Origin of the sequence: Paenibacillus apiarius, assembly GCF_017052585.1 — a bacterium.
Taxonomy (GTDB): Bacteria; Bacillota; Bacilli; order Paenibacillales; family Paenibacillaceae; genus Paenibacillus_B; species Paenibacillus_B apiarius.
This window is the reverse complement of sequence record NZ_JAFFHZ010000001.1, coordinates 2765679-2777943: the sequence shown is the minus strand read 5'-3', so window position 1 is coordinate 2777943 and position 12265 is coordinate 2765679. Positions and strand designations below refer to the sequence as shown.

11 protein-coding genes are annotated in these 12265 nt (G+C 50.3%); 9 read left to right on the top strand and 2 right to left on the bottom strand.

Features of this window, described 5'->3' with window-relative positions:
* Positions 1-17: 17 nt before the first annotated feature.
* Positions 18-1571, bottom strand: a complete 1554-nt coding sequence (locus JSQ80_RS12715) for a spore germination protein (RefSeq protein WP_240463645.1) — start codon at positions 1569-1571, stop codon at positions 18-20.
* A gap of 143 nt (positions 1572-1714) precedes the next feature.
* On the opposite strand from JSQ80_RS12715, the gene JSQ80_RS12710 reads away from it, so the two are divergent.
* The 4 genes from JSQ80_RS12710 to JSQ80_RS12695 all read left to right on the top strand — a co-directional run bounded on the left by JSQ80_RS12710 (position 1715) and on the right by JSQ80_RS12695 (position 5423).
* A complete protein-coding gene (locus tag JSQ80_RS12710; RefSeq protein WP_206095531.1) occupies positions 1715-2179 on the top strand; it encodes a MarR family winged helix-turn-helix transcriptional regulator in 465 nt (154 codons plus the stop codon).
* A gap of 108 nt (positions 2180-2287) precedes the next feature.
* Positions 2288-2689, top strand: a complete 402-nt coding sequence (locus JSQ80_RS12705) for a DoxX family protein (protein ID WP_087431849.1) — start codon at positions 2288-2290, stop codon at positions 2687-2689.
* A gap of 72 nt (positions 2690-2761) precedes the next feature.
* Positions 2762-3481 carry a pirin family protein gene (locus JSQ80_RS12700; protein ID WP_240463644.1) on the top strand — a complete coding sequence of 240 codons (720 nt, stop codon included), beginning with the start codon at positions 2762-2764 and terminating at the stop codon, positions 3479-3481.
* Positions 3482-3704: 223 nt separating this feature from the next.
* Entirely contained in the window at positions 3705-5423 is a 1719-nt protein-coding gene (locus JSQ80_RS12695) for a phospho-sugar mutase (protein WP_206095530.1), read from the top strand.
* A 232-nt stretch (positions 5424-5655) separates the two neighbouring features.
* On the opposite strand, the gene JSQ80_RS12690 is transcribed toward JSQ80_RS12695, so the two are convergent.
* A complete protein-coding gene (locus JSQ80_RS12690) occupies positions 5656-7515 on the bottom strand; it encodes a cation:proton antiporter domain-containing protein (protein ID WP_206095529.1) in 1860 nt (619 codons plus the stop codon).
* Between the two features lie 169 nt (positions 7516-7684).
* Here JSQ80_RS12690 and JSQ80_RS12685 point away from each other — a divergent pair, with 169 nt between their 5' ends.
* The 5 genes from JSQ80_RS12685 to JSQ80_RS12665 all read left to right on the top strand — a co-directional run bounded on the left by JSQ80_RS12685 (position 7685) and on the right by JSQ80_RS12665 (position 12170).
* Entirely contained in the window at positions 7685-8764 is a 1080-nt protein-coding gene (locus JSQ80_RS12685; RefSeq protein WP_087431803.1) for a M42 family metallopeptidase, read from the top strand.
* Positions 8765-8941: 177 nt separating this feature from the next.
* On the top strand, positions 8942-9523 hold the full coding sequence (msrA, locus tag JSQ80_RS12680) for a peptide-methionine (S)-S-oxide reductase MsrA (RefSeq protein ID WP_206095528.1): 582 nt from the start codon (positions 8942-8944) through the stop codon (positions 9521-9523).
* A 1025-nt stretch (positions 9524-10548) separates the two neighbouring features.
* Positions 10549-11349: a DUF817 domain-containing protein gene (locus JSQ80_RS12675; RefSeq protein ID WP_206095527.1), complete on the top strand. Its 801-nt coding sequence runs from the start codon at positions 10549-10551 to the stop codon at positions 11347-11349.
* Between the two features lie 86 nt (positions 11350-11435).
* A complete protein-coding gene (locus tag JSQ80_RS12670) occupies positions 11436-11912 on the top strand; it encodes a DUF2975 domain-containing protein (protein ID WP_206095526.1) in 477 nt (158 codons plus the stop codon).
* 9 nt (positions 11913-11921) lie between these two features.
* Positions 11922-12170 carry a helix-turn-helix domain-containing protein gene (locus JSQ80_RS12665; RefSeq protein ID WP_087431807.1) on the top strand — a complete coding sequence of 83 codons (249 nt, stop codon included), beginning with the start codon at positions 11922-11924 and terminating at the stop codon, positions 12168-12170.
* Positions 12171-12265 lie beyond the last annotated feature (95 nt).

The window sequence follows — 12265 nt, the reverse complement described above, 5'->3', positions numbered from 1 at the left end:
CCCCCTCCATTCCAAGATCAGCCCAATCCATTCCCTTGATTTGCTTTGTCTGATGATTGCTCCGCGTTTTGCATTTGATCGGTTTCGCGGATCATGTTCTCTGCCCATACCGGCTGCCGAATCAGGATATCCTTCATCATCGAAGTTCTGAATGGGGCGACGCCGGTTAAATAAGGCACGCCGAATGATTTCAACGTCAGCAAATGTGTCACGAGCAGAATGAAGCCCATCATCGTTCCGATAAGCCCGAGAAATCCCGACAGCAGCATAATCGGAAAGCGGAGGAGCCGCACGGAAATACCCAGGTTATAGTGCGGCACAATGAAGGAGGCGACACCCGTAATCGCCACGACCATGACCATCGGAGCGGAGACAAGCCCGGCCGATATCGCGGCTTGTCCAATTACGAGCGCGCCCACGATGCTTACCGCAGAGCCGACCTGCTTCGGCAATCTGGCCCCGGCCTCACGAAGCGCTTCGAACATAAATTCCATCAGCAGCGCCTCCACCAATGCGGGAAACGGCACTTGGGTCCGCGCTTTCGCCATCGTCAGGATGAGGGCAGTCGGTATCATTTCCTGATGATACGAGATGACGGCCACATATATGGAAGGTCCGAGAAGAGACACAAATATACTGGTATATCTCAACCATCGTACAATTGTTCCAAAAAAGTGGCGCTCGTAATAATCCTCGGGCGACTGCAGAAAGGACACCCACAACGCAGGAGCGATAAGCGCAACCGGAGAGCCATCCACCAGAATGACAACTCTTCCTTCCAGCAAATGGGACGACGCAACATCCGGGCGCTCGGTCGTCAGAAGCTGCGGGAAGGGGGAATACGGATTGTCCTCCAGACATTGTTCCACATACCCGCTATCCAACACGCTCTCTAACGTAATGTTGTCCAGACGCCGCTTCACCTCTTCCAGCAATTGCTCGCTTGCCAAGCCCTCCATATATACAAGATTGATCGTTGTATGGGTCAGCTTCCCCCGTTTAATCGGTTGTATCTTAAGCTTCGGGGAGCGGATACGGCGGCGAAGCAGACTCGTATTTGACTGCATCGTCTCGACGAAGCCGTCCCGCGGCCCCCGGACGACGGATTCCGAATCAGGCTCCGTCACGCTTCGCTTGTCGAACTGGATCGCTTCGATAGAGAAAGCGGTGTCGCATTGATGCGGGATGAGGAGCGTCATGCCCGACAAGATCAGCTCGACTGCCTCCTGCATAGTCGAATGTGTCTTCACCTTCACCGCCGTCAACGTATGCCGGACACTGCCGACCGTAACGCCGTCCTCCTCCGGATCGTGCTGATAACGTGTAACGAGCGGCTCGATGACATGCTCGTCAATCTGTAAATTGTCCACCATACCGTCGACATATATTAAAGAAGCCTGTTGTCCGCCCTGAAATGAAAAGGAAAAGAACACGATGTCCGAACAATGGTGAAATATCGCTTCTAAATGATTTACATTTTCTTTCCCGTCAGAAGACCAGACCATATCCGCATCCGACGCCTCTTGCAACGGCATTGCCGATGGCACAATGATCACGCCTTTCCTTGTCATCCTTTCGTTTCCATGATAGGGTTTCATAAATATCGGCAAATTATAAGTTGACAACTGCAGCGGCTTATGATAAATTTATCTCGTATTCAAGATATTATTATTCAAGACATTAGTGGTGGCAAATGTAAAGGCGGTGAATAACCATGCATGAGAATCGGTTGGAATCGATGGATGCCGATGTGCAGCAATCCCTTAAATTGTTCGTCGTGCTCTCGCGGGCATCGAAAACATTAATGGATCACGCGCAGCATGACATGAAGCATTACCAGCTTAACCCGTCAGAATTCGCAGTGATGGAAATGCTGTATCATAAAGGCTCCACTCCCATTCAACAGATTGGCGGCAAAGTGCTCTTGGCTAGCGGGACGATGACTTACGTCATTGATAAGCTCGTGAACAAAGGTTACATCAAGCGGCGTCCTTGCGAACAAGATCGCCGGGTCATCTATGCGGAGTTGACGGTAGAAGGCGAACGCGTCATGACAGCCATCTTTCCGAAGCATGCGACAGCCATTCATGAATCCATGAAAGGCTTGACTGCAGACGAGAAGCAGCAGTTGATTCAGCTCCTGAAAACGCTGGGTCAGAGCGCGGCCTCTCCTGATTAGCCCTTCTTGATTGCAAGAGGGGTCTTATCAGGCTTAATGTCTCGAATTCAAGAATCTTTGTTTTATTTAATTATATTTGTTACAATTTGAGGAGGAAAAATAGGTATGATGGCAGATTACGGTTTATTGCTTATCCGTATTATTATCGGAGCAACGATGATGGGACACGGCGCACAGAAGTTGTTCGGCTGGTTCGGCGGTCACGGCCTGAAAGGCACTGGCGGCTGGTTTGAATCCATCGGAATGCGGCCGGGTGTCGCTATGGCGCTGCTGGCCGGAATGACGGAATTGGCTGGCGGCCTGCTGTTCGGTTTAGGCTTGTTCACATGGGTCGGCGCCGCGCTTATTGTCGGCACGATGTTGGTCGCGATTGTGAAAGTTCATGGGGCCAACGGATACTGGGTCACTCAGAACGGGATTGAATACAACGTCATTCTTATTGCGACGGTTATTGCAGTGGCTCTAATCGGGGCTGGTTCGTTTTCCATAGATGCTATGCTGCAAGGGTAAGCGGGAGCGGCCGTTGAACGCTCTTGAACCGTTGCCAGCTTGGACACTCTATAATATTGAGGAGGAATCGTCATGAAGGAAACGATGAATCGCTCGATTCGACGGGCGAATGAACGCTATCACAATGATCATGGATGGTTAAAAACCCATTTTAGCTTTTCTTTTGCCGACTACTATGATCCGGACAATATCCAGTTCAGCGCGCTGCGGGTATTGAATGATGATCATATCGCCCCGGGAACAGGCTTCGATCTGCATCCGCACAGGGATATGGAAATCGTCACCGTCGTGCTGAAAGGCCAACTGGAGCATCGGGATACGACAGGCAATCGGGAAATTATCGTGCCGGGTCAAATTCAGCGCATGAGTGCCGGCACCGGCATTTATCACGGCGAATTCAATGCTTCGGACAGCGAATCGCTGCAGTTGTTGCAGCTCTGGCTTCTACCGGAAAAGATGGGGCTCCAGCCATCCTATGAAACGTTCACCTATGGCATGGAGTCGATACAGAATCGACTAGTTCCGGTCGTATCCAATCGGGCGGAGGAACTCGGAACTGCGCGAATCCATCAGGATGTCACGCTTCATCTTGGACAATTCGCGGCAGGGCAAAATCTTGTGTACGAAACGAAGCCGGGCCGAGCCCTGTACATGTTCATCATCGAGGGAGAAGTCCGGTTCGATGACGGAGCGACGCTTGAGCGCCGCGATGACGCCCGCATCCGGAATGTACAGTCGCTTAAGCTGCAATTCGAGCAAGACTCTCATATCATGCTCATCGACTTGCCATAATGAACGATTAACCACTCTTCACTATATAGACCGCCCGCTGCAGATCTTTCCATCTGCAAGCGAGTGGTCTATTTCTTTTTTGCATATCATACATGAAGTCATATAACTGTCCCCCGGCTGCGTACGATGGAATTAGTGCGTGATTTTTCACATGCAGGATTCTGCAAATTCCAGTACAATAGATCAATGCACGGTAAGATGATTTGAAGGAGGCAATCAACGAATGGATACGGCACTTCGTGCGCAACAAAATTATGACGCGTGGTTACACGATCCTCATATCGACGAGACGACAAAAGCGGAGCTGCAAGGCATCGCCGGCGAACAACGCGAAATTACGGATCGCTTTTATAAAGACTTGGAATTCGGCACAGGGGGTCTTCGTGGCGTAATCGGCGCGGGCAGCAACCGCATGAACGTCTATACGGTCGGCAAAGCCACGCAAGGACTTGCCCAGTATTTAAAGGAAACAACGGTTTCCCCATCAGCCGCCATTGCTTATGACTCCCGGCATTTCTCGCCTGAATTTGCGCTTGAGGCGGCTCTGGTATTAGCCGGCAATGGCATCAAGGCGTATGTATTCGAGAGCTTGCGCCCGACGCCGGAGCTGTCGTTCACGGTGCGCCAGTTGAAGGCAAACGCAGGCATTGTCGTTACCGCCAGCCATAATCCGCCGGAATATAACGGCTATAAAGTGTATGGCGACGACGGAGGGCAGATTACGCCCGAGACAGCTGCCCGCGTCATTGCCGAGATTCGCGGCGTGACTTCGCTCGCAGCTATCCGCAAGTTAAGCCGTGAGGAAGCGGAGGCGCAGGGCTTGCTCGTATGGCTGGGGGAAGATATGGATGCGGCGTACATATCGGCTGTTGCGCAAGTAAGCCAGAATGAAGAGCTGGTGCGCAGGACGAGCGAGCAATTCCGCGTTCTCTATACTCCGCTGCACGGAACAGGCAACATGCCGGTACGGCGCGTGTTGGAGCGCATCGGGTTCCAGCAGGTGCGCGTGGTGCCGGAACAGGAGAAGCCGGATCCGAACTTCTCTACCGTGAAATCTCCGAATCCGGAAGAACGCGAGGCGTTCACCATTGCAATTGAACAAGCGAAGGCTTGGGATGCGGACATCATTATGGGCACGGACCCGGATGCAGACCGAATGGGGACCGTCGTGAAGAACGCGAATGGCGAGTATGTCGTTCTGACCGGGAACCAAGCCGGTGCCATTATGGTGCACTATTTGCTCGATGCAATGAAGGCGAAGGGAACGCTGCCTGCGAACGGCGCAGTCATCAAAACGATCGTAACGAGCGAGCTTGGCGCGTCCATTGCGAAATCACACGGCATGACCGTATTTAATACGCTGACCGGCTTCAAATATATCGGAGAGAAAATGACGGCGTTCGATCAGACCGGCGAGCACACGTTCATCTTCGGTTACGAAGAAAGCTACGGCTACTTGGCTGGCAATTATGCCCGCGACAAGGACGCGGTCATCGCCGCTATGCTTATTTGCGAGGCGGGCGCATACTACAAAGCTCATGGCAAGACGCTGTACGAGGTGCTGCAGCAATTGTACGCGGAGCACGGGTATTACTTGGAAGGCCTGCAGACACGAACGCTGAAAGGTGTAGAGGGCGTGGCCGTTATCGGCGGCATTATGGAAAATTGGCGGGGCCAAGCGCCTGGCACGGCCGGTGGCGTCCGAATTGTGCGCACGGAAGACTTCGCGCAAGGATTGTATGATCTGCCGAAGGAGAACGTGCTCAAGTTCCACTTGGAGGACGGAAGCTGGTTCTGTCTGCGCCCATCCGGAACGGAGCCGAAAATTAAGATGTACTTCGCAGTGAAGGGCACATCCGGCGAGGACGCCCAAGCAAGATTGCAGCGCGTTACCGAGGACGTCATGTCCAATATCGATGCTTTTATTGCAGCGCAGAAATAATCTGCATAAACAAAGAGGCTGCCGACGTATGCTCTTATACGTCGGCAGCCTTTTTGTATTATCGGTTGGGCAGGAGCAGCTAACCGTGAAATTCCAGAGTGGAACGGGAATGGCCTAATTGCCTCTTTCGCTCACTCTCCCATTCAGTCAGGCGCTCTCATTACCTGACCTGCCGGGAGAGTGAGTCTAAGAGTCGGCCAGCGTTGGCACTGCCTCCTCATTCGTGGTTGCCCTACACTGAATATTCCAATTCGCGCTTCAATTCCTCCATATACTCCACCGAACCGGTCATAATTAGACGGTCGCCCAGCTTGAGCGTCGTATCCCCATGCGGTACGATAGAATCTTGATCGCGGAATAAGCGGACAAAGATGACGTCACCCGTAAATGGAAACGATCGAATGCGCATGCCGTCGTATTTGCGGTTATTTAAATCTATCTGATACAGCGACGTCTCCTGATTGCTCAAAATGCGTATGACGCCCGGCGACTCAATGAGCGCCTGCAGCAGCGTCTTCGCCGAGAACAGCGCCGAGAATACGTCGATATCGCGGTGGCGCAACGATTCTTCAAGCTTTGGTGAGGCGACGGCTGCGATAATGCGTTCCACGCCCGCAGACTGTGCCCAGACAGCCAGCTCGGCATTGCGCCGTTCTTCCCCCGTTGCCATGACGACGATATCGGCATCCAGCATGCCTGCTCGTTCCAGCGCTTCCGGGGTATAGCCGGAAATATTCGAAATGGATGCCAACGACGATGCATGTTCATTCATTTCCGCCAGTTCCTCCGTCTCTTCCGCCGTGCGGTACAAGCTCGCCTCATACAGGTTGGCATTCAAATCCCTCATGGCAAGGAGCGTCATCTGATTCGCTCCGACAAACGCGATCTTCTTGCGCGCCTCCTCCTGCCGCACTCCGGGGAACAGCTTCTTGAATCCGATTGGCGATATGATGCTCGCAATGACCGCGACGAGAATCAGCGCGCCTGACATGCGCCCGTTAATTATGTCCAGACGTTCCCCGATTTTGGCTGCCGCAATGACAAGCGATAGCGTCGAGGTAAGGAGGAATCCAGCCGCCAACGCCGTCTTGAAGTCGTACCAGCGCTTTAGCAATGCCGCCGGAAGGACCTTGGAGATAAGAAGCGCCGCGAACAACAACGGAATCAAGATGAAAATCGACCAATCGCCGAACAGCCCCCATAAATCCATTTCAACACCAACCATAACGAAAAAGATCGGAATGAAAAATCCGTATCCGAAGGAGTCGAGCTTCTGCACTAGATCGTGATTCGGCGACAACAGGGACACGAGCACCCCGGCAAGGAATGCGCCGAGAATATTTTCCGCTCCGACGGTTTCCGACAAGGCCACCAGCACCATCATCAAGGTAAAGACGGCACGAATCCCGATTTGCACGGTTCCCGTCGACATTGACTCCAGGAACGAGCGGTTTTTGAACCTTTTTCCTACGAAAAACAACAGCACGCCCGCACCGAATAATAGGAGCAGCAGCCAGGAATTGGGTCCGCCTTCCCCATATAGAGCGCCGAAGACGGCAAGCAGCACCATCGTCACCAAGTCGGCAATGACGGCGACAAGCAAAATAATCTGTCCGATGTTCGTCTTCATGATATGCGCGTCCTTCAATGTCGGCACGACCACCCCGAGCGAAATCGTCGAAATGATAAGCGTCATCAGGAACACGTTGCTAATGAAGCCTGCCCATACGAACAAATACGACAGGACGAGGGACAGGATGAAAATGAATACGAAGATGAGAAAGGATACCGCAAGCGGGTGCGGAGCCGTGTTCCCGTTATCGAGCTGCTCTCTTTTCTTATTCCCCGCAAAAGCGGCAAAATCGATTTCCAATCCGCTCAAGAACATCAGAAATATGAATCCGAGCGTCGAGAGCATCGACAGCCATTGGTCCGGATGCACAATATCGAATCCGCTTTTGCCGATAATAAGCCCCATCACGATCTCCGCGACGACGACCGGGACGAGCGTCAGCTTCAACCGATGCAGCGCGATCGGCGTGATGAAGGCTACAAAGAGCACGATGACTAAAGAGATAAGTGAATGATGCAAAAAAGATCCTCCTTTTTAAGCTCCTATTTTTGTGTGCTCATGTTGACCGCCATAAAATGAAATGAAAATCAGGTTTTTACTTCTCGTTTCTAAAGCTTGCATCCGCAATTGGAACGGTTCATACTTAAGTTACATAATGATTGGTTTATTATGAAAGGAGCATATTTCGATGCAGCAAGAGACGTTAGATTTATTCCGCACCTTAACAGAATTCCCTTCCGCTCCGGGCTTTGAACGAGAGCTTCGCGCACTGGTAAAGCAAGAATTATCCAAATATACGGATGAATTCGTACATGATGCGCTCGGCAGCGTCTTCGGCGTCATGCGCGGCGATGAGCAAGGTCCCCGCGTCATGGTGGCCGGTCATTTGGACGAAGTCGGCTTCATGACGACACAGATTACGCCGAACGGGATGCTGAAATTCACGCCGCTTGGCGGCTGGTGGGGACAGGTCGTGCTCGCGCAGCAAGTGGAAGTCATTACGCCGAACGGCCCGATTCCGGGTGTCGTCGGCTCCATTCCGAAGCATTTGCTCGATGAAGCAACGGCGAACAAGCCTGTCGACACGAAGCATATGTATATCGATGTAGGCGCAGACAGCCGTGAAGAGGCAGAGAAAGCCGGCATCCGTCCGGGCCAGCAAATCGTTCCCGTCTGCCCGTTCACCCCGCTGCTCAATCCGAAGAAAATCATGGCCAAGGCATGGGACAACCGCTACGGCGTCGGCCTTGCGATTGAACTGATGAAGGAGCTTCACCGGGAGCAGGCCAAGCTGCCGAACATCTTGTTCGCCGGCGCAACCGTACAGGAAGAGGTCGGCTTGCGCGGCGCGCGCACGGCGGCGAACCTGATTCAGCCCGACATCTTCTACGCGCTTGATTGCAGCGCGGCGAACGACATGACGGGCGATCCGAACTCGTTCGGCCACCTTGGCAAGGGCGCATTGCTCCGCATTTACGACCCGACGATGATTACGCATCGCGGCTTGGTTGAGTTTATCCAAGATACTGCGGATACGCACAAGATTCCATATCAATACTTCGTATCCCCGGGGGGAACCGATGCGGGACAAGTTCATTTGAGCAATAAAGGCGTGCCTTCCACCGTTATTGGCGTCTGCGGACGCTATATTCATACTCCGGCTTCCATCGTTCATACGGACGACATAGATGCGGCGAAGGAATTGCTTATTCAGCTCGTGAAGCATACAGACCGCACGACATACAACACGATTGTGGAACGTGCGTAACGGATTGAATTAACGGATATTTTTAACCCGCACAGCCGGGATTCAAACAGCAAATATTTAACACGAAGCGCGGCTCTCTCCTCAAGGAAAGAGGGCCGCGCTCTTTCTTCCCAAACATCTACATCAACTGGCAACCACGGAACTACTGATACTTCCAAAGCAAGGAGGAACTCACACATGTCTTATCCACAATCAGCGAACTCTCGCGAGGAGAAACGCGCTTCCGCTCCAGAGGCGTGCAAAGAGACGGCGACATTCGCAGGCGGCTGCTTCTGGTGCATGGTCAAACCGTTCGATCAATGGGACGGCGTGCATAGCGTCGTCTCCGGCTATACGGGAGGAAACATTCCGAACCCGACCTATGAGCAAGTGAAGTCGCAAACGACAGGGCATATCGAAGCGGTCCAGATTACGTTCGATCCTGCCGTCATCGCATATGAACGCCTGCTGGAGCTGTTCTGGGCGCAGATTGACCCTACTGACGCCGAAGGTCAATTTCAAGACCGGGGTCATTCGTATACAACGGCCATCTTCGTTCATTCGGAGGAACAGCGCCGCAAAGCCGAAGCCTCGAAGGCGGCGCTTGCTGCAAGCGGAAGCTTCGACAAGCCCATCGTCACGCCGATTGCAGATGCCCAGCCGTTCTATCCCGCAGAGGATTATCATCAAGACTATTACCGCAAGGAACCGGAGCATTACAAGGAAGACCGCGCCAAGTCAGGCCGGGATGAATTTATTGCGAAGCATTGGGGACAGTAAAAACCTTCGATTCGTTCTCTGCTGCAGGCAGGTATCGCCTGTTACAGACTGACAAAAAACAAGCTTACATCTGTTCTGGACAGACGTCAGCTTGCAGCATGAACACCGATTATATAGTTATGTTACTTGATTGGGCACTCCGGGTCTTATCTCTCCCATTCTTTCCTGAACTAAATAATCTATTTTTTATTTTGTTAAAAAAATGATTTTTTTTTGTAATTTTCCTTATAAAACCGTAAAAGATCAGAGTTTCCATGCCGATATATTTTGTACAAGAAACATAACAGTTTCTTGGCAAACCTAGCAAGGAGTGATTGATATGTCAATTTTCATCGCGGTATTAGGATTCTTGGGTGCAGTTATTCCTCCATTGATTGACTTGCTAAAGCATTTCACGTAGGGATAACCGTACTAACCTCCTAACCTAAGCCCATGAATCTCGGCATATTCGCCTTGGTTCATGGGCTTTCCTTGTGCTCTGACAATCCTGTGAATCCGCTCCTACATTCTGCTCCATAAGTCATTTCGTCCAGACGTACATTTTTCGATATAAGGGAATTTACCCAAAACAAGTAAAATTATAAGTAAACGGAACATGTTTTCGCTGTGAAAGCGCGTTCTATAAGCTTAGACGATGTAACGCTGCGATTATTAAGTGACGCAAAACGATTCCTTCTCGCCTGATGTTAACACAACGGCATCATCAAACCTCTCGTAAAACCCTTTCTTTGAAAAAAAGAAAAAGCACCAAATCGCCATGTCATCTGACTGATCGATGTTTTACTACTACTGTGTCTCTCGTGGCGTAGAAATTCTATCTATATCAAGTGTAAACACTCCATACAATCCGATTCCCATAAATTAATACAATAAAAATTTATCGTTTAACAATAAATTTTTATTGACCAAAAGGATGTCTCCGATTATGATAGTACCTGTCTAGCTGCATGGCCGCTATATCAAGGAACTTGTTCGAAGGCCGCAACGTCCCGTCAGACAGATTCCAACGCAGGAGGAACTATAGAATGGCTTTTAAACTCAAATCGTTTGTCCAGTTTGGCTGGCAGCAGGCGCTGGCATGCCTGTTCCCGGCCATTATTTTTGCGACGCTCGCGTTCACGCGAGTGGTAGACATTCCGTACATGCACCGCTACGATTTCATGCTGCTTGTCTGTATCTCGGTGCAAATCATCATGATCCGAACCGGGATAGAAACGATCGACGAGCTGAAGGTAATTTGCGTGTTCCACTTGATCGGGCTCGTGCTCGAAATTTACAAAGTTCAAATGGGATCATGGACGTACCCGCTCGACGGATGGTCAAAAGTGTTCGGCGTGCCGCTCTATAGCGGATTCATGTATGCGAGCGTCGCAAGTTACTTATGTCAGGCGTGGCGCCGACTGCAAGTGACGCTGCACCGATATCCGAAGCCGTGGTGTACCGTGCCGCTAGGCGCGGCGATTTACCTCAATTTCATGACCCACCACTTCATGTTTGATTTGCGCTGGGTGTTGACCATCCTGCTGTTCGCTGTCTTCTTTCGGACATATGTCGAGTATACGGTTCTGGGCGTGACGCGGCGGATGCCGCTCGTGCTGTCGTTTGCGTTAATCGGTTTTTTTATTTGGGTAGCAGAAAATATCGGGACGTTTCTGGGCGCTTGGCGCTATCCGCATCAAGCAAACGGTTGGAATTTCGTTCAGTGGGGGAAATTCAGCTCGTGGTTTTTGCTTGTCATCGTTTCCTTCATGATCGTCGCTCAGTTAAAGCATGTGAAAGAAGGGCGCTCCGAGGAAAAGAAGCAGCCGATTCACGCACCTGATTAAAAATATATATTTACTAATAAACATTAAATTTATAAAAGATAAATATAATGATATGCTATAGTCATTAGTTTAATGTGAGGTGCTTTATGCTGCGAAGAAAAACAGCCATCCTTAAACTGGCTATTGCCATTATTGGGATTACGGCTCTTATTCTGTGTATATTCTGGTTGCCAGGATTCGCTACGAATCGTGCAGCGTTGAACCCTGATTATGCCTATTTGATATATCCTGTGCTCATCGTTGTATATACTACTGCGATACCGTTTTATATTGCTCTATATCACGCTCTGAAGCTGCTCTATTATATCGACCAGAAAAATGCTTTTTCTGAATTCGCTGTAGAGTCATTGAAGCATATCAAACATTGTGCGGCTACGATAACCATCTTATATCTCATAGGCTTCGCATTCCTTGGATTCCAGCTCGTCCTGCATACTTCAATCGCAATCGTTGGAGTAGTCATTATTATTGCCGCTTCAACAGTAGCAATTTTTGCAGCTGTTCTTCAAGAACTGCTAACACATGCACTTGAAATCAAATCAGAAAATGATTTGACAGTCTGAGGTGTTCTTATGGCGATAATCATTAATATTGATGTTATGTTGGCAAAAAGAAAAATGAGCGTCACCGAACTTTCGGAGAAAGTCGGAATTACGATGGCGAACCTGTCCATCCTGAAAAATGGAAAAGCGAAGGCGGTTCGCTTTTCGACTTTAGAAAAGATATGTGAAATTCTAGAGTGTCAACCAGGGGACATTCTAGAATATAAAAAAAATGAATCCGATTATGTAAAAGGATTGAGACTGCAAGATGAAGATTAAATATCGATTAGCTTCTGCACCAATATTTTTAGGATTTGTCTGTCTAATTATTTTAGCAGTCAGAATCAGATAAAAAAATAAACCAAGAGCCGCGG